We start from the raw sequence: 16,492 nt of genomic DNA on the forward strand, positions 1-16,492 counted from the left end.
GTGTTAGATAGCCGGTTTTCATAGTTCAACATTGGAGGAATATAACTATGGGCGTATTAGTAGGAAAATCTGCACCGGATTTCACTGCAGCGGCAGTACTGGGTAATGGCGAAATCGTTGACAGCTACACGTTGTCTGCTGCGATCAAAGGCAAGAAGGCGGTTGTGTTCTTCTATCCGCTGGATTTCACGTTTGTATGTCCCTCTGAGCTGATTGCCTTTGATCACCGTATCGAAGAGTTTATCAGTCGCGGCGTTGAGGTGATCGGTGTCTCTATCGATTCCCAGTTTAGCCACAACGCCTGGCGTAACACCTCTGTTAACGACGGTGGTATCGGTCCGGTTAAGTACACCCTGGTTGCAGATGTTAAGCACGAAATCTGCCGCGCTTATGATGTAGAAGCCGAGGCGGGTGTGGCGTATCGCGGTTCCTTCCTGATCGACGAAGATGGGTTGGTGCGTCATCAGGTCGTTAACGACCTGCCTCTGGGGCGTAATGTCGATGAGATGTTGCGTATGATCGATGCGCTGGCGTTCCACCAGGAGCATGGCGAAGTCTGCCCTGCAGGATGGAGTAAGGGTGACAAGGGCATGAATGCATCCCCCGATGGTGTTGCCAAGTACCTGAGCGAGAATGCCGATAACCTGTAAGCTTAACGCCTGCAGTGGACAAAAAAAGGGACGCGATCGCGTCCCTTTTTTTGTCCTTTCGGTGATGTGGAAGCGTTAGCGAAACGGATTCCAGCCCCCCAGCTCCTGCCAGCGATTGACGATGGCGCAAAATAGTTCTGCCGTCTTTTCCGTATCATACAGAGCAGAGTGGGCTTCACGGTTATCAAACTCGATCTCCGCCGCCTGACAGGATTTGGCCAGCACTGTCTGGCCATAGGCGAGTCCAGCCAGGGTCGCGGTGTCGAAGGTCGAAAAGGGGTGAAAGGGATTACGCTTGAGGTCGCAGCGGTTGACGACCGCGTTTACAAAGCCGAGATCGAAAGTGGCGTTGTGGCCCACCAGTATGGCTCGGTTGCAGCCGGTACTCTTTACGGTTTTGCGTACGATGCGGAAGATCTTCTCCAGTGCTTCCTTTTCATCGACGGCTCCACGCAGGGGGCTATCGGGCTGGATACCAGTGAATTCCAGCGCAGCGGGCTCAATATTCGCTCCCTCAAAGGGATTGACGTTAAAAGAGATCGCCTCGTCAGGGTAGAGGAAACCCTCTTCGTCCATGCTCATGGTGACCGCGGCGATCTCGAGCAACGCGTCGGTCGACGCGTTGAAACCGCCGGTTTCTACATCAATAACCACCGGCAGGAAGCCGCGGAAACGGCTCGCTATCAATGATTTACCCTGCATCTCATCGTTCACACCCTTGTCCCTTCTATTACCTGCCACTGTAGCGTCTCACCGGCCCGCAGGGGTACCAGTGGTTGCTCACCCAGCGTAAGTGTCTTTGGCACCTGCCAGGGCTGTTTAATGAGCGTGATTGTATCGGTGTTTCTGGGAAGTTGGTAAAAGTCAGGGCCATTAAAGCTGGCAAAGGCCTCGAGTTTGTCCAGTACCCCCAGCTCTTCAAAAAGCTCAGCGTACAGCTCTATGGCGGCGTGTTCGCTATAGCAACCAGCACAGCCGCAGCTGTTTTCTTTAGCTGCCTGGCTATGGGGGGCTGAATCGGTGCCGAGGAAAAAACGGGAATCCCCGCTGCTAACGACATCGCGCAGGGCTTGCTGGTGCCGGTTGCGTTTTAAAACGGGCAAGCAGTAAAAGTGGGGCTTGATGCCGCCGACCAAAAGGTGGTTGCGGTTATACAGCAGGTGCTGGGGGGTTATGGTCGCCCCGACATTGTGGTCGGCGCCGAGCACAAATTGTACGGCGTCGGCGGTAGTGATGTGTTCGAACACGATGCGCAGTTGCGGATAACGTATGTGCAACGGGGCGAGCTGCTGTTCGATAAAGGCCGCCTCGCGGTCAAAAATATCGATGCTATCGTGGGTGACCTCGCCGTGCACGAGCAGTGGCATACCAACTTCTGCCATCGCTTCCAGTGCTGGATAGATCTTCTCCAGTGAGGTCACACCAGAGTCGGAATTGGTTGTGGCTCCTGCGGGATAGAGCTTGGCAGCACTGATTTGCCCACTGGCGTGCGCCTCCCGAATGGTCATTGCACTGGTGTTGTCAGTCAGGTAGAGGACCATCAAGGGTTGCCACAAGCTGCCGCGAGGGCGTTGGGCGACAATACGGTCACGGTACGACATTGCCGCTGTCAGGTCGGTTACCGGCGGGGTCAGGTTCGGCATGACGATCGCTCGACCGAAATAGCGCGCGGCGTCAGCAACGGTATGTTTCAGCGCGGCACCATCCCGCAGGTGCAGGTGCCAGTCGTCGGGACGGATAATAGTGAGGGTGTCGGTCATGACAGGGGCCTTGTTTTTCGATCATCTAAGCTGTTGCGCATCCTAACCCAACGGCGTTCGTTTCGATAGATGAAGGGCCTTCTAAAGAGCTGAGCGCAGAATCAAAATCAGGGGTAAAGTTTTACTTATGGCAGCCGATATTCATGGATGTAACGGGAGTGCAGGAGTGTACAGTGGAGAATCGGGGTAGGCGCTTTATCCTTTGGTCGGGTCTGGCAGCGATGGTTTCGCTGTTGGCAATGCCTGCCCACGCCGCGACGTATAGTGCGCCGATGGACAGCTCTACCTGGCGTCTGGAAGCCTCGGTATTCGAATGTCGCCTTTCCCACTCCATTCCCGCCTACGGGGAAGCGGTGTTTTCCCACCGGGCCGGTGAACGGGTCAGTTTCTATCTGGATAGCTGGCACCGCCCTATGCGGCAGGGCAAGGCGGAGCTGACGTCCGAGCCGCCACCATGGCGTATCGGAGCGGTGGTTCGTGAGATGGGTGCGGTCACCGTAAGTGCAGGTCGTAAACCGGTCTCCCTGAAGGGGTCGCTACCCAGCTCGATGCTGGCACAGCTCTATGGCGGAATGCAGCCAACCCTCCATCGTCTGTCCTGGTATGACAGTAAGCAGCCGGTAGCGGTTGAGTTATCCCCGGTTAATTTTCAGCCGGTTTATCAGCAGTATGTGGGCTGTCTATCGCAGTTACTTCCGGTCAATTTTGACCAGATTCAACGTACCATCGTGCTCTTCGATAGCGGTAAAACCCAGCTCAGAAACGAGGCGCTGCAAACCCTTACTGATATCGTTACCTACGTTAAAGCGGATCCCTCGGTCAGTACCATCTTTATTGATGGTCACACCGATAACCGGGGGCGCCGGCTGGCGAATCGTGAGCTGTCCAAGGAGCGCGCTGAAGTGGTTCGTGAATACCTGCAAAAACGTGGCTTGCCAACGGATATGATTCTGTTGCGATTCCACGGTGAGCGCTACCCGGTAGTGGACAATACCAGTAGCAGCAATCGTGCCCGCAACCGCCGGGTTACCATCCGCCTGGAAAAAGAGGAGAGCTTCGATAGCTGAAGCTCCACCTATTTTGGCTATTTGCACTCTGAGGTTGGGTTTTTGACCCGTGGTAGCAAAGGAGAGCCCCCCGGTTCTGTGCAAAACCAGGTAGGAGTCAGCTTGGTGTTCCCCAGGCGTTTCGTGCATAAGTTGGTTGGGCACTGTAGTGGTCAAAACGGTAGCTACGCGCGCAGAGGGGACGTTAGCGAAACCGGATCACGGGCGGTTGGAGTCGACCAAGGGACGCTGATAAAGAGCTTGTCTAACCGCATCTTGCGCCCATTTGCTGTCCTTTTGCGCTACTGACACTGCCACCACACCCCTGCAAGCCGGATACACATAAGTGGACAGCTATTTTGCAGCTCTGAGCGACTGGTATAGACAGGGACTATGGGTTCTCGGCCATCAGTGTCTTTTCAGGGATCATCCGCTGAGGCGTATTTTGGCAATACCTCAATGGCTTCAACCGTCGTCGGCTAGATGAATGGCTTCTACGGTTTGTGCCAGCACGTCGGGTTGATTCTTAGTCTTTTACAAAATTGACATTGACGCGCCTCCACTTGCAGGCTACAAGTAAACATATGAATATATATTTGAATGTTTATGAGTAATGCTGTTTCATGAAGACATGTAACTCGATTAGAAGAAAATTAAGCGAAGACGCCACCGCTGAGCTTGCGGACATGTTCCGATTGATGGGGGATGGTAGTCGATTAAAAATCATTCTCGTCTGCCTGAACGAACCTGTGTGCGTAGGTGATATAGCCCTGCAACTTGAGCTCTCAGCGTCACTGGTAAGTCATCACTTGCGCCTTCTTCGCGCCGCACGCCTACTGCGGTCAGAAAAAAGAGGCAAACAGGTTTTTTACTCCGTTGCAGACGAACACATACGCTGTGTTCTCGAAGACATGATTGACCACGTGGCTGAACCCTATGATCGCGAGGAAACATAATGGCAGGGTGTACTAGTTGTGCCAGCGATAGCGCGACCGACTCCGACCGCATGAATCCGCAGTTTCGTCGCGTATTATGGTTTGCTCTGGCTAGCAACGGCATGATGTTCATTGTTGAGCTTGGTGCAAGTTTCTACAGTGGGTCGATATCGCTTCAGGCCGATGCCCTCGATTTTTTTGGCGATTCCATCAACTACGGCCTATCCCTTCTCGTACTTGGAATGAGTCTACAGGTTCGTGCCAAGGCTGCTCTTTTCAAAGGTGCCACCATGGCGCTTTTCGGTTGCTGGGTCATAGGCAGTGCGATCTACAGGATCGGCTCAGAAAAAGTACCTGACCCTGAGATCATGGGCGTTATTGGCCTCATGGCATTGGCGGTCAATGTTTTGGTCGCAGTTATGCTGTTTCGCTACCGCAGCGGCGACAGCAATATGCGCTCCATCTGGTTGTGTAGTCGAAACGATGCTTTAGCAAATATTGCGGTAATGGGGGCTGCTGTCGGCGTCTTCACCACCGCGTCAGGCTGGCCAGACCTAGTGGTTGCGGCTGTCATTGCCGGCCTCAATGTTAGTGCTGCGATACAGGTTGTACGTCAGGCGCAATTAGAACTTAAACAATCACAAGGAATAGGTGATCTCAATGAAAGCGGCTCCTCTTAAAATTATCTTATCTGTCCTGTGCCTAACGCTGGCTGTGCCTTTTATGGCGGAAGAAGCCAATGCCCACAATCATATGGATAGATGGGGCCCTCAGTGGTCGCAGAACGGTATGAGGGGGCAAGGTATGGGTATGAACAGACAAAGCATGGCGCGACACCGAGCATTCATGCGAAGCGGAGTACCGAGCCCATATACAGGGAGTCAAAACCCCTATTCGCAAACTCCTGAAGCCATTCGTGCTGGCGGTAGCCTATATCAACAGCAGTGTGCTGTGTGCCACGGAGTACAAGGGGTGGGGGATGGCGTGGCAGCTAATTCTCTAACCCCACCTCCTGCTGTACTAGATCAGTTGATTCAGGTGCCGATGGCGGCCGATGAATATCTGCTTTGGTCAATTTCTGAAGGAGGTAAACCTTTCGGCACTGACATGCCTGCTTTTAAGGAGCAACTGTCTGAAAATGATATATGGAAGATAGTGGCTTACATGCGAGCAGGTTTTCCTTCGACCACTGACAGTGACCCACAATAGGAGGCAGGTATGAAAATATTTGTTCATCGAGTATTGGCGTTCGCATGTCTGTTACTGCCCTCACCGGCAGTGCTAGCACAGCAGTGGGGCCGCGAAGGCTACGGACCGCATATGGGCTGGGGAAGCGGCGTGTTCTTTGGCCCATTAATGACCCTTGTGTTTATTGCTGTTGTGGTAATAGTCGTGATGTCGCTCGTACGTTGGTTGAGCGGGGATAAATCAAAGCGCCCTTCGGCAACAAGTCAGGACGCTATGGATATTCTTAAAGAGCGTTTCGCAAAAGGTGAGATTGACCGAGAAGAGTTCGAGGAGCGCCGAAGGGTCTTGACGAGTGACCCTTAGCTGAGCACGCTTCGACGGTTTTTGGAGCGATTTGTGAAGTCGGCAATGAAGGCAAGTGCGGCAATGCAAAAAACTCATGCCACGTGGCCGCTTGGTTTTGACTGCTACCGCTCATCATCTCCCCATCAGCGCCATTCAAACGTCCGGCTTGGGCCAGACCCTCCGCTCTTCAACCGCAGGATGGCTTGGGAATCCAACCAAGCCCTGCTTCCAGAACTACGTTCCAATAGTATGAAATCCAACTAGTGTCCTGTGATCAGGTTGGAGAGCCCAAAGAGCTCATTTAAACCCTGGAATGCAAATAGTCCCTATTTTCTGAAGGCACCCCCTCATATTGACCCCTGTTAACAAAACAAAACCTGAAAATCTGCGGGAAGTCGTGATCGGGCTGGGATTTCGTCACGTGGGCGTTTAGAATACTCTGCCTTTTGTTAGGTGTTGGCGAACAGTGTTGTCTGCTCGGGAGGCCTTAGGGCTGGGGTTTCGAATCTGTTAGCGGCCCCTTAGGGAACCGATGCCCGGATATAAACAGTAAAGAGAGTGGGAAAACTCGATGAAAAGCATTAATAAAGTAGTCCTGGCGTACTCAGGAGGTCTCGACACCTCCGTGATTGCCAAGTGGCTAGAGGACACCTATCAGTGTGAAGTGGTCACCTTTACCGCTGACCTTGGGCAGGGCGAAGAGCTTGAGCCTGCGCGCCTGAAAGCAGAAGCGATGGGGATCAAAGAGATCTACATTGACGACCTGCGAGAAGAGTTTGTCCGAGATTTCGTATTCCCCATGTTCCGAGCCAACACCATCTACGAAGGTGAATATCTGCTGGGTACCTCGATTGCGCGCCCCCTGATTGCCAAGCGCCTGGTGGAGATCGCCAATGAAACCGGAGCCGATGCGATCGCCCACGGTGCGACCGGCAAAGGTAACGACCAGGTTCGTTTCGAGCTGGGTGCCTATGCGCTCAAACCGGGCATTCAGGTTATTGCACCCTGGCGTGATTGGGATCTCAGTTCCCGCGAAAGTCTGCTGGCATACTGCGATATGCACGGCATTCCAGTCGAGAATAAGCAGGGCAAGAAATCGCCCTACTCCATGGACGCCAACCTGCTGCACATCTCGTATGAGGGCGGCCTGTTGGAAAGCCCCTGGAATGAGCCGGAAGAGGATATGTGGCTGTGGAGCGTTGCCCCCGAAGAGGCACCGGCCGAGCCTACCTATATTGAGCTCGATTATCACCAGGGCGATATCGTCGCCATTGATGGCGAGAAGATGAGCCCTGCCCAGATACTGGCTTATCTGAATAAAGTGGGCGGTGATAACGGTATCGGCCGGGTCGATATTGTTGAAAACCGCTATGTGGGTATGAAAGCGCGGGGCTGTTACGAAACACCCGGCGGCACCATTATGCTAAAGGCACACCGGGCGATCGAGTCGATCACCCTGGATCGTGAGGTGGCGCACCTTAAAGATGAGCTGATGCCCCGTTACGCCAAGCTGATCTACAACGGCTACTGGTGGTCACCCGAGCGTGAGATGCTGCAACAGATGATCGATAGCTCACAGCGCTTCGTGAATGGTAAGGTTCGCCTGAAGCTCTACAAGGGCAACGTGATCGTTGTTGGGCGTAAATCGAAGGATACCCTGTTCGACGAGAGCATAGCGACCTTTGAAGACGATGCTGGCGCCTACGACCAGGCCGATGCGGCGGGCTTTATCAAGCTCAACGCTTTGCGCATGCGGATCGCAGCCAAGAAGGGGCGCAGTCCCCTGAAGTAATATGGCGGTGTTGAACTAAAAAAGGCCTCGGATGAGGCCTTTTTTAGTTCGGGTGGCAGAGTCTGCGCTCGTCACCGGCACGCTATCGGTTGGCTCCTGATGATGAGGGTTAGGTGGCGATCAGTTCGATGGCGTAACCGTCGGGGTCACGCACAAAAGCAATTTCAGTGGTGCCGCCCTTAACGGGACCGGGTTCCCGGCTGATCACGCCGCCGGCTTCGCGGATGCGTTCGCAGGTGCCATAGAGGTCATCGGTGGCAAGGGCAATGTGGCCATAGGCGTTGCCGTGATCATAGCTCTCGGTGCCCCAGTTGTAGGTCAGCTCGATCACAGCCCCCTGGCTCTCATCGCCGTAACCGACAAAGGCGAGGGTATATTTAAAGGCTTCGTTTTCGGACTTTCTCAGTAGTTCCATACCCAAAACTCGGGTGTAGAAGTCGATTGAGCGGTCGAGGTTGCCGACGCGGATCATGGTGTGCAGTAGTCTCATCAATTACTCCCTTGTTCAGTGGCTGGGGCGACGTTGTTGCCGTTTACCATAGCGCTTTTTAGGTCGACCTGGTAACCGCTGCCGCGCTCTATATGTTCAATGCGGACCAGTAGATAGTCCCACGCCGGGGCGAACCAGAAAAATGTTTCCCGCTCCTTACCCTTTTTTCGTAGGCGTTTGATCTTGACGGTTTCGATTTTACCCCAAGGTGTATTCAGGGTTTCCGCTCCGGCTCGTTCAAAGCGCAACTGATCGAGCCGATCCGCCTTCTCAATCACCTGGTAGGTAAGGGGGGTGCGTTGATGCATCAGGTCGAGGCGCATCTGCTCCTGATAGCTGAGTTCATCCTGAACGCCAGTGGCAAGGGTCACGGTCCAGGGCGGGGACGATTGGTTGGTGGCGAGTTTGTCACTCCAGTCAAATTGTACATCGGTCGCCGGTTTTGATTTGGTCCCCGCGTATTGATAGTGCAGTGGCGTGATGAGGTGCTCGGAGGTGACGGCGAAGTTTGAAGATTGATGCTGGTAGAACTTGATCAGCAGGATGCGGATGTCAGTATTGAAGCTCGCGCTGTAGCTACCATTGTCGTTAACCTTGAGGGAGCGTACGGCCTCTCCGGTTTGGCCGAAGTAAGTGGCACTATAGGTTGCCTCATAGGGCGTTAGCTCGAGCGCTGACAATGGTAGCGAGAGGCAGAGACAAGCAGCGGCAAACAGCGGCAAACGTAGGCGCATAAAGAGGACTTTTCTCTTTTTAGAAAAGGTTATGGTAGCGCGCTTTGTTGGATACCGCGAATGTTGGCTCAATCGTGGTATTGGTACCCCTCCGCGGGTAGGGGGGCATCATCCAGATAGGCAATACCCTGTTTCAACGATAAGCGTCCCTCGGCGAACCACTGCGCCGCCAGCGGGTAGATTCGGTGTTCCACTCCATGCACGCGCGCCGCCAGAGTCTCCTCAGAGTCGCTGGCGTTGATGGCAACCGGCGCCTGGATTACGGTCGCTCCGCCGTCAAGCTCTTCGGTCACGAAATGAACCGTTGCGCCGTGCCACTGGTCGCCAGCTTCCAATGCTCGCTTATGGGTGTGCAGCCCTCGATATTTGGGCAGCAGTGAGGGGTGGATATTGAGCATCCGCCCCTCGTAGCGACGGGTGAACTCAGGGGTAAGAATTCGCATGAAGCCTGCCAGGATAACCAGTTCAGCGTGCATGCCATCGATGGCTTCGGCAAGCGAAGCGTCGAAGGTTTCCCGGGAATCGAATTGACGGTGATCGACGAGCGCCGTGGCTATACCTGCACGCTGGGCGCGCTGCAAGCCGAACGCATCTGCCCGATTGCTAATGACGCCGCTGATCTCGATGCCGATCTCCTGCGCCCGGTCGATCAGCGCTTGGAGGTTGCTGCCGCTGCCGGAAATTATTACTACCGTCTTGGTTGCCATCGCCCGATATATCCTAGAGTCCGCGCAGTTCGACCTGCTCTTCATCGCCTTCCAGACTGGTGATTTCGCCAATAACCCATGGGGTTTCACCCTCTTCGGCAAGCAGGGATAGTGCGCTGTCTCGCAGTGCGCTAGGCACCACAATCACCATACCAACGCCGCAATTAAGGGTGCGGTACATCTCGCGCTCCTCGACATTACCCTGCTCCTGCAGCCACTGGAACACCTCGGGGCGCTTCCAGCTGCTGATATCGACTACGGCCTTGCAGTTGTCGGGCAGAACTCGGGGAATGTTCTCCAGGAGACCGCCGCCGGTGATGTGGGAGAGTGCGTTGACCTGGGATTCACGAATCAGGCGCAGTAATGATTTAACATAGATACGAGTCGGCTCCATCAACGCATCGGCCAGGGTCTTATCGCCCATCGGCTGGCTCAGGTCGCTATCGGAGACCTCAAGGATCTTGCGGATCAGGGAGTAGCCGTTTGAGTGTGGACCTGAAGAGGGCAGGGCGATCAGCAGGTCGCCCGCTTTCACCTTACTGCCGTCAATCAGGCGGGATTTTTCGGCGACCCCAACACAGAATCCGGCCAGATCATAATCTTCACCCTCATACATTCCGGGCATTTCGGCGGTTTCCCCACCTACCAGCGAGCAGCCGGCGAGTTCGCAACCGGTACCGATGCCGCTAACAACCTGGGCCGCGACGTCCACGTTGAGGCGACCTGTGGCGTAGTAGTCGAGGAAAAACAGGGGCTCGGCACCGGCGACGATCAGGTCGTTGACGCACATGGCCACCAGGTCGATGCCGATGGTGTCGTGTTTGTTCAATTTCATCGCCAGGGCAAGCTTGGTGCCCACGCCATCGGTACCGGAAACCAGCACCGGCTCCTTGTAACCTTTAGGGAGCTCACACAGAGCGCCGAAGCCCCCCAGTCCTGCCATCACTTCGGGGCGTCGAGTGCGTTTGGCAACCCCTTTAATTCGTTCGATCAGCTGGTTTCCAGCATCGATATCGACCCCGGCGTCTTTGTAACTGATGGAGGGCTTATTGGAGTCGCTGTGGCTGGTCATTCAGTGGCCTGCATGGTTGGGATAAATTGAGAAATGTGGCCCGGATTCGGGGCTGCGCTATTTTAGCAACAGTTTCCGGTCCCGAACAGGGATGCCTGTCATCGAATCTGTGGCAAAATAGCAGTTTTACTCGCACGGATACCTCTCTTCATGGATCAAACCTCTAAACCTTTGCATGTTCTGTTGATTTGGGTCGTGGTGGCACTAGGCTGGCATGCCCCGGTGTGGGCCGAAACAGTGGAGGATCTCTACAGCGCCGAGGTGCTGGTTGCAGGTCAGGATGGGGAGTCCCGTTCGGTGGGGATGCAGCAAGCGCTGATTCTGGTGCTGGGAAAGGTGTCGGGTGCCGCCCTCGCCACCGATGAGGAGCTGCAGGCCCGACTCGGCGACGCCGGTCGTTATGCACGCACCTTCGGCTATCACGAGACCGACGAGACGTTACAGACGCAAGAGGGTGAAACGATACCCGCCAGCCGTATGCGTGTCAGCTTTGATCCACGCGGCGTCACCCTGCTGGCACGGGAGCTGGATCTGCCGATCTGGGGTGCCAACCGCCCGAGTGTGCTGGTATGGCTAATCGAAGAGGAGCGAGGCAAGCGTCAGGTCGTAGCCAGCGGGGGCACCGGGCCGGTTCATGAAGCGTTGGAAGCGGGGGGAGAGGAGCGTGGACTGCCGCTGATGCTGCCACTTATGGATATTGACGACCGTACCGAAATTACGGACACCGAGCTCTGGGGGCTATTTGCAGAGCCGATCGTCGAAGCCTCGGCCCGCTATAATCCCGGGGCGGTTCTCGCGGGCCGTTACTACCGGGTTGCATCGAACCAGTTGGCTGGACGCTGGATGATGATCTTTCGAGGCGAACGTACCAGCATCGATGTGAGGGCAGCGGATGAAACCGAGCTGGTAAACAAGGGCATTGACCTGGCGGTACGTGAATTGGCTGCACGCTATGCGATTCGTCTTGGTGACGCGTCTGAACTGCCTGCCCGTCTCGTGCTTGCTGGTGTTAATAGTGGCGATGACTACGCGCAGGCGATCAACTATCTGCAAAAGATAACGGCGGTGCGCAGTGCCAAACCGATCGGGGTAGAGGGCGACCAGCTTACGTTGCACCTGACCATCGACGGCACTCTGGCGCAGCTAAAAGAGGTGATTGCGCTCGATAACAGAATGCAGCCGGAACTTGAGCGCAGCGCGTTGGAACCGGTGGGTAGCCGCTCACTCTATTATCAATGGCTGAGCCTGCCCTGAACAGAAGCAGTGAAGGAATCACAGATGGATTCACAGGAGACGACGGTATCCCAGCGCTGGTTTTTGCTGGGGGCCACACTGGTCGCAGGGGGGTTGGTTTATTTACTGAGCCCTATTTTGGCACCGTTTCTGGTGGCGATGATTCTGGCGTATCTGGGCGATCCGATTGCGGACCGGCTGGAGGCCTACGGCTGCTCGCGCACCTGGTCTGTGGTGTGGGTGTTCGTGGTGATGACGCTGCTATTGCTGGCCGTCATGTTGGTCATTATTCCCATGCTGGGCTCTCAGCTCCGCTATCTGGTGACCAACCTGCCGGACTGGATTCGTGATACCGAACGACACCTGGTGCCGCTGTTGCAGGGCTATCTGGGGGTTGAGGCGGAGCAGTTACAGCTGTCGGCGGTGGTAGCCCAGCTCAAGGAGAGTTGGCAGGGGGTGGGTAATATTCTGGTCGGCGGGATACTGTCGGTGTCTCGTTCGGGACTCGCGGTTGCGGGTTGGCTCGCCAATCTGCTGTTGATACCGGTGGTAGCGTTTTACCTGCTGCGTGACTGGGATATTTTGATGGAGAAACTGAGGGCGCTGTTGCCGCTCAATGTGCAGCCACTCATTCGCGGCTTGACCCGGGAGTGTGACGAAGTACTGGGTGCGTTTCTGAAAGGCCAAATGATCGTCATGATCTGCCTCGGCGTGATCTACTCGATCGGGTTATGGATCGTGGGGCTCAAGCTGGCGCTGGTGATCGGTTTACTGGCGGGGCTGGCCAGTATTGTGCCCTACATGGGGTTTATCGTAGGGATCGGCGCCGCGATGGTTGCGGGTCTGTTCCAGTTCGATGGTTATCTCCCCTTGCTGTGGATCGGCGGCGTGTTTATGGTTGGGCAGATGCTTGAAGGGATGGTTCTGACCCCGATGCTGGTAGGTGATCGTATCGGCTTGCATCCGGTAGCGGTGATCTTTGCCATCATGGCGGGTGGCCAGTTGTTCGGGTTTACCGGCATACTGCTGGCGTTGCCCGTGGGGGCCGTGATTATGGTGTTAGTCCGCCACCTCCACGACAATTATCTTCAGAGCCACCTCTACCACGCTGATATTTCCGATCGAACCAATGAGAGCTAAGTTGTTAGTGATATGAGCCACCCTGTGCAATTACCCTTGGGCATTCGCCTGCGCGATGAGGCGACCTTCGATAACTTCGTCGCTGGCGATAACGGTGCTTTGATGGCGATGCTTGATCCCCGGCTTGCAAAACGCGGAGAGCAGGAGCCACTGTTCTATCTTTATGGCAATCCCGGCGTGGGGGTTAGTCATCTGTTGGAAGCCGCTTGCCATCAGGCCGACCAGGCGGCTCAAAGTAGCGTTTACCTGCCCCTGCTTGAACTCGGGGATTATCCCGCCTCGCTGCTGGAGGGGTTGGAAAATCTGGATCTGGTGTGCATCGATGACCTGCAGCAGGTAGCGGGCTCGATGGCATGGGAGGAGGGGCTGTTTCACCTCTTTAATCGTGTTCGCGATAGCGGAACCCGGCTCCTACTGGGGTCGCGGCAGACGCCGGCCAATATGGGGGTCCAGCTCCCGGATCTGGTCTCCCGCCTGGGGTGGGGATTGGTGTTTCAGGTGCAGCCGCTGGATGATGAGCACAAGTGCGAGGCCCTGATCTTGCGCGCTCGGAATCGGGGGCTGGAGATGAGCGATGAGCTGGCGCGCTATATATTGTCGCGCAGCGAACGCGGCATGGGTGCGTTGTTTGGAGTGCTGGAACAACTCGATAGTGCCTCGCTGCGGGATAAGCGGCGGCTTACCCTACCCTTTATCAAGCAGGTAATGGGGTGGTAGTCGGGACGGCGCAGCAGCGCCTGCTTAACCGACGCTCCCTACTCGCTGTATAGCTCAATACTATCGGCTGTCATCGAGTAGCCTGCCATTCCCAGCTCCGACTCATAGCCCTGAGTGCTTAATACTCCCTCAATCCAGAAGGGGTCGTAGAGGGCATCGGCAGAAAGCCCCTCGGGATAGCGGACATGGATGATCTGGTTGGGGGGAGGAGGGGGTACATGAATACAGGCGCCGAAATAGGGCACCAGCAGTAACTCGCGAATTATTTCGTCATCCCCGAACTCCAGGGGAACCACATAACCCGGAATGCGAACCCGCTGTTGGTCCAGCTCGGCCACCAGTTGCGGGCTGCGTTGTAGCCCCTCGATACGAGCCTTGGCCTCCTCGATCATCTGCTCGGTCATGGCCGCCAGGTCGTGGTAGTTGGCGTTGCGTTCGGCCAGAACCGCCTCTACCTGGGTTTGGGGCACAAGGTCTAGCCAATCGAGGGTACGGGCATCGGCCAGGCAGGTGATGGGGAGCAGAACACTCATTAACAGTAATAGGGGGCGATTCATCGGGGTCTCCTCCGCGAGTGGTCGTTAATGTAGCGGCGTTTGTCAGGTGCGAATGCTCAAGCCGTCGCTGAGTGAGTGTCGATACGCTTGCCATGCAGGGATAAGCCCCATCATCAGGGCGCCTCCAACCACCGCCGCGATAATGGCCAGATCGTAGAATCCGGGCGCCGTAATCGGGAGGTGAATGCCGTAAAGCCCGCTGGCTATAGGCTGCGCCGCCAGTAGTAACAGGTAGAGAAGCCCTAGTCCCAGTGCGCTTCCTGCCCCGGCCAGTAATACAGATTCACTCAGCATGAGGGTGAATATATGTCTCGGGCGAGCGCCAAGGGCGCGTAAGATAGCCATCTCGCGCCGGCGCTCGTTCAGTGAGGCCAGCAGGCTGGTTAGCATACCGACCAGGCCCGCAATGACGACAAATACCGAGATCGCCAGCAGTGCCTTTTCCGCTGTGCCGATCAAACTCCAGAGTTGCCTCAGGGTCACGCCGGGCAGGATCGCCAGCAGGGGCTCGGCCTCATACTGGTTAATCTCGCGCTGCACCGACAGGGTTGCGACGCGGGATTTTAACCCGACCAGGGCGGCGGTGATACTTCCGGGCTCCAGCCCATGTTCGTGTTCATTTTCATGTTCATTTTCATGTTCATTTTCATGCTCATTTTCATGTTCATTTTCATGCTCATGCTCATCGGCCTGATGCTGATCTGTTGCTACCTGGCTGGAGGTTGCCGGGGCTGCACCGCTCTCCCAACCGTTATGAATCGCTTCAATGGCCGGCAGCGAGACGTGGATGGTTTGATCGACCGGGGTTCCTGTGGGGGCCAATATACCGCTAACCCGAAAGGGTTGGTCATCGTGGTTTGCGAAACTGATACGCCCCGTGCCGTGGGCCAGCACTAGCGAATCAGCAAGCTGGTAGTTTAGTGCACGGGCAACTTCGGCCCCAATCACTGCGTCATGGAGGTCGCTGAACCAGGCGCCCTTGTCGACCCTGAGGGGTTGTCGATTGGCGTAGCGGTAGTGCTCCAGGTAGCTGTCGTTAGTGCCCAGCACGCGATAGCCGCGGTGGGAGTCGCCCAGCGATAGCGGCACTGACCAAGCCACCTGGGGGTGCTCGTCGATCCTCTCATAACTCTCCCATGAGATCGAATTGGTGGCATCGCCAATGCGAAAAATGGAGTAGAGCATCAGTTGAATGGGCCCCGTACGCGGCCCCACGATCAGGTCTGTGCCGGAGAGGGTTTGGGTGAAACCACGCTTCGCCTCTGTGCGCAGTTTCTCCACTCCCAGCAGCAGGCTGACGCTGATGGCGATGGAGAACAGAGTCAAAAGCGCTGTGGTACGGCGGTTTAGCAGGCTTTTCCAGGCAAGAAGCAGTGTCGACATTTAAGACTCCTCCGGGACGATCTGTGCTTTGTTGAGGCTCGGCAGGTCGATAACCCGGGAAAAGAGCGGTTCCAGCGTGCGGTCATGGCTGACAAATAGCAGCGTAGAGTTTGCCGCGGCGCACTCATCGAACAGCAGTCGCAGGAAGCGCTCGCGAGACTCGGAGTCCAACGCTGAGGTAGGCTCATCGGCGATAATCAGCTCCGGCGCACCGATCAGGGCGCGCGCGGCGGCGACTCGCTGCTGCTGGCCGATGCTCAGTGCGCTGACCGCGCGCCCCAGCATGCGGGGATCGGCGCCCAACCCCAGATGCTCCAATAGCCGCAGCGCTTCGCCTTCCAGGGTGGGGGAGCTACTGAGCGCCCGTAGTCTGCGCTGTTTGCTAAAGCGTGTTGCCAGCAGAATGTTTTCTACCAGCGACAGGTAGGGCAGTAAGTTAAACATCTGGAACAGGTAGCCGATATGATCGCTGCGAAAACGGTCACGGGCCGCGTTGCCCATCTCCTGCAACGGTTGCCCCAGCACCGATACCGAACCAGCGTCGGGCAACAGCACTCCACCGAGTAGCCCCAGAAGAGTCGTTTTTCCGCTCCCGCTGGGGCCCCGAATCAGAATTCGCTCCCCGGCGGTGATGTCGAGCTGCTCTATATCCAGTACAGGGTCATGGCCAGGCCATGAATACCGGACCCCCGATAGCGCGATCACCGGCGCTGGTTTATGTGGGTTTGCTGAGGTCATGGGTT

Annotated in this window: 19 protein-coding genes; 10 read left to right on the forward strand and 9 right to left on the reverse strand. The window is 56.0% G+C overall.

Features of this window, described 5'->3' with window-relative positions; genetic code table 11:
- Positions 1-47: 47 nt before the first annotated feature.
- Positions 48-650 (forward strand): peroxiredoxin, encoded by a 603-nt coding sequence (locus ACP3PW_RS09760; RefSeq protein ID WP_426416511.1) that lies wholly within the window; start codon positions 48-50, stop codon positions 648-650.
- A 75-nt stretch (positions 651-725) separates the two neighbouring features.
- On the opposite strand, the gene rnt is transcribed toward ACP3PW_RS09760, so the two are convergent.
- Together rnt and pyrC are read right to left on the reverse strand one after the other, a co-directional pair.
- Entirely contained in the window at positions 726-1,352 is a 627-nt protein-coding gene (gene rnt / locus ACP3PW_RS09765; RefSeq protein WP_426417030.1) for a ribonuclease T, read from the reverse strand.
- A gap of 8 nt (positions 1,353-1,360) precedes the next feature.
- A complete protein-coding gene (gene pyrC, locus ACP3PW_RS09770) occupies positions 1,361-2,410 on the reverse strand; it encodes a dihydroorotase (RefSeq protein WP_426416512.1) in 1,050 nt (349 codons plus the stop codon).
- A 143-nt stretch (positions 2,411-2,553) separates the two neighbouring features.
- On the opposite strand from pyrC, the gene ACP3PW_RS09775 reads away from it, so the two are divergent.
- The 6 genes from ACP3PW_RS09775 to ACP3PW_RS09800 all read left to right on the forward strand — a co-directional run bounded on the left by ACP3PW_RS09775 (position 2,554) and on the right by ACP3PW_RS09800 (position 7,716).
- Complete coding sequence (locus ACP3PW_RS09775; RefSeq protein WP_426416513.1) at positions 2,554-3,477, forward strand: flagellar protein MotY; 924 nt, start codon at positions 2,554-2,556, stop codon at positions 3,475-3,477.
- A 665-nt stretch (positions 3,478-4,142) separates the two neighbouring features.
- The gene (locus tag ACP3PW_RS09780; protein WP_426417031.1) at positions 4,143-4,412 is read left to right on the forward strand and encodes an ArsR/SmtB family transcription factor; all 270 of its coding nucleotides are present in this window, start codon (positions 4,143-4,145) and stop codon (positions 4,410-4,412) included.
- A 50-nt stretch (positions 4,413-4,462) separates the two neighbouring features.
- On the forward strand, positions 4,463-5,071 hold the full coding sequence (locus ACP3PW_RS09785; protein WP_426416514.1) for a cation transporter: 609 nt from the start codon (positions 4,463-4,465) through the stop codon (positions 5,069-5,071).
- A gap of 166 nt (positions 5,072-5,237) precedes the next feature.
- Positions 5,238-5,600: a c-type cytochrome gene (locus ACP3PW_RS09790; protein ID WP_426417032.1), complete on the forward strand. Its 363-nt coding sequence runs from the start codon at positions 5,238-5,240 to the stop codon at positions 5,598-5,600.
- A 9-nt stretch (positions 5,601-5,609) separates the two neighbouring features.
- Positions 5,610-5,942: an SHOCT domain-containing protein gene (locus tag ACP3PW_RS09795; protein ID WP_426416515.1), complete on the forward strand. Its 333-nt coding sequence runs from the start codon at positions 5,610-5,612 to the stop codon at positions 5,940-5,942.
- 553 nt (positions 5,943-6,495) lie between these two features.
- A complete protein-coding gene (locus ACP3PW_RS09800; RefSeq protein ID WP_426416516.1) occupies positions 6,496-7,716 on the forward strand; it encodes an argininosuccinate synthase in 1,221 nt (406 codons plus the stop codon).
- A 109-nt stretch (positions 7,717-7,825) separates the two neighbouring features.
- Here the strand turns inward: ACP3PW_RS09800 and gloA are convergent, their stop codons facing one another.
- The 4 genes from gloA to purM form a co-directional block, all read right to left on the reverse strand.
- Positions 7,826-8,206, reverse strand: coding sequence for a lactoylglutathione lyase (gene gloA, locus ACP3PW_RS09805; protein ID WP_426416517.1), 381 nt, complete (start codon positions 8,204-8,206; stop codon positions 7,826-7,828).
- Positions 8,206-8,940, reverse strand: a complete 735-nt coding sequence (locus tag ACP3PW_RS09810) for a DUF3108 domain-containing protein (protein ID WP_426416518.1) — start codon at positions 8,938-8,940, stop codon at positions 8,206-8,208. Before ACP3PW_RS09810 ends, gloA begins: the two co-directional genes overlap by 1 nt.
- A gap of 68 nt (positions 8,941-9,008) precedes the next feature.
- On the reverse strand, positions 9,009-9,647 hold the full coding sequence (gene purN / locus ACP3PW_RS09815) for a phosphoribosylglycinamide formyltransferase (RefSeq protein ID WP_426416519.1): 639 nt from the start codon (positions 9,645-9,647) through the stop codon (positions 9,009-9,011).
- 13 nt (positions 9,648-9,660) lie between these two features.
- Positions 9,661-10,719, reverse strand: coding sequence for a phosphoribosylformylglycinamidine cyclo-ligase (gene purM / locus ACP3PW_RS09820; protein ID WP_426416520.1), 1,059 nt, complete (start codon positions 10,717-10,719; stop codon positions 9,661-9,663).
- Between the two features lie 150 nt (positions 10,720-10,869).
- Here purM and ACP3PW_RS09825 point away from each other — a divergent pair, with 150 nt between their 5' ends.
- The 3 genes from ACP3PW_RS09825 to hda are packed head-to-tail and all read left to right on the forward strand — an operon-like array spanning position 10,870 to position 13,809.
- The gene (locus tag ACP3PW_RS09825; protein ID WP_426416521.1) at positions 10,870-11,973 is read left to right on the forward strand and encodes a DUF2066 domain-containing protein; all 1,104 of its coding nucleotides are present in this window, start codon (positions 10,870-10,872) and stop codon (positions 11,971-11,973) included.
- 24 nt (positions 11,974-11,997) lie between these two features.
- Entirely contained in the window at positions 11,998-13,092 is a 1,095-nt protein-coding gene (locus tag ACP3PW_RS09830; RefSeq protein WP_426416522.1) for an AI-2E family transporter, read from the forward strand.
- 24 nt (positions 13,093-13,116) lie between these two features.
- Positions 13,117-13,809, forward strand: coding sequence for a DnaA regulatory inactivator Hda (gene hda, locus ACP3PW_RS09835; RefSeq protein WP_426416523.1), 693 nt, complete (start codon positions 13,117-13,119; stop codon positions 13,807-13,809).
- 38 nt (positions 13,810-13,847) lie between these two features.
- Here hda and ACP3PW_RS09840 read toward each other — a convergent pair whose 3' ends face one another.
- From ACP3PW_RS09840 to ACP3PW_RS09850, 3 genes are read right to left on the reverse strand one after another with little or no spacing between them, the layout of a single operon-like run.
- Complete coding sequence (locus ACP3PW_RS09840) at positions 13,848-14,366, reverse strand: DUF3299 domain-containing protein (protein ID WP_426416524.1); 519 nt, start codon at positions 14,364-14,366, stop codon at positions 13,848-13,850.
- A 42-nt stretch (positions 14,367-14,408) separates the two neighbouring features.
- Positions 14,409-15,749, reverse strand: coding sequence for an ABC transporter permease (locus ACP3PW_RS09845; RefSeq protein WP_426416525.1), 1,341 nt, complete (start codon positions 15,747-15,749; stop codon positions 14,409-14,411).
- Positions 15,750-16,487 carry an ATP-binding cassette domain-containing protein gene (locus ACP3PW_RS09850; protein WP_426416526.1) on the reverse strand — a complete coding sequence of 246 codons (738 nt, stop codon included), beginning with the start codon at positions 16,485-16,487 and terminating at the stop codon, positions 15,750-15,752.
- Positions 16,488-16,492: the final 5 nt, after the last annotated feature.

It is taken from the genome of Aestuariirhabdus sp. LZHN29 (genome assembly GCF_049985285.1).
Classification (GTDB): Bacteria; Pseudomonadota; Gammaproteobacteria; order Pseudomonadales; family Aestuariirhabdaceae; genus Aestuariirhabdus.

Bases quoted from the DNA above. Each gene is read 5' to 3' on its own strand.
- pyrC (WP_426416512.1), bottom strand. From the start codon at position 2,410: ATGACCGACACCCTCACTATTATCCGTCCCGACGACTGGCACCTGCAC.
- ACP3PW_RS09760 (WP_426416511.1), top strand. From the start codon at position 48: ATGGGCGTATTAGTAGGAAAATCTGCACCGGATTTCACTGCAGCGGCA.
- ACP3PW_RS09775 (WP_426416513.1), top strand. From the start codon at position 2,554: ATGGATGTAACGGGAGTGCAGGAGTGTACAGTGGAGAATCGGGGTAGG.
- ACP3PW_RS09780 (WP_426417031.1), top strand. From the start codon at position 4,143: ATGTTCCGATTGATGGGGGATGGTAGTCGATTAAAAATCATTCTCGTC.
- ACP3PW_RS09790 (WP_426417032.1), top strand. From the start codon at position 5,238: ATGCGAAGCGGAGTACCGAGCCCATATACAGGGAGTCAAAACCCCTAT.
- ACP3PW_RS09795 (WP_426416515.1), top strand. From the start codon at position 5,610: ATGAAAATATTTGTTCATCGAGTATTGGCGTTCGCATGTCTGTTACTG.
- gloA (WP_426416517.1), bottom strand. From the start codon at position 8,206: ATGAGACTACTGCACACCATGATCCGCGTCGGCAACCTCGACCGCTCA.
- ACP3PW_RS09800 (WP_426416516.1), top strand. From the start codon at position 6,496: ATGAAAAGCATTAATAAAGTAGTCCTGGCGTACTCAGGAGGTCTCGAC.
- ACP3PW_RS09840 (WP_426416524.1), bottom strand. From the start codon at position 14,366: ATGAATCGCCCCCTATTACTGTTAATGAGTGTTCTGCTCCCCATCACC.
- ACP3PW_RS09830 (WP_426416522.1), top strand. From the start codon at position 11,998: ATGGATTCACAGGAGACGACGGTATCCCAGCGCTGGTTTTTGCTGGGG.
- purN (WP_426416519.1), bottom strand. From the start codon at position 9,647: ATGGCAACCAAGACGGTAGTAATAATTTCCGGCAGCGGCAGCAACCTC.
- purM (WP_426416520.1), bottom strand. From the start codon at position 10,719: ATGACCAGCCACAGCGACTCCAATAAGCCCTCCATCAGTTACAAAGAC.
- ACP3PW_RS09785 (WP_426416514.1), top strand. From the start codon at position 4,463: ATGAATCCGCAGTTTCGTCGCGTATTATGGTTTGCTCTGGCTAGCAAC.
- rnt (WP_426417030.1), bottom strand. From the start codon at position 1,352: ATGCAGGGTAAATCATTGATAGCGAGCCGTTTCCGCGGCTTCCTGCCG.
- ACP3PW_RS09825 (WP_426416521.1), top strand. From the start codon at position 10,870: ATGGATCAAACCTCTAAACCTTTGCATGTTCTGTTGATTTGGGTCGTG.
- ACP3PW_RS09850 (WP_426416526.1), bottom strand. From the start codon at position 16,487: ATGACCTCAGCAAACCCACATAAACCAGCGCCGGTGATCGCGCTATCG.
- ACP3PW_RS09845 (WP_426416525.1), bottom strand. From the start codon at position 15,749: ATGTCGACACTGCTTCTTGCCTGGAAAAGCCTGCTAAACCGCCGTACC.
- ACP3PW_RS09810 (WP_426416518.1), bottom strand. From the start codon at position 8,940: ATGCGCCTACGTTTGCCGCTGTTTGCCGCTGCTTGTCTCTGCCTCTCG.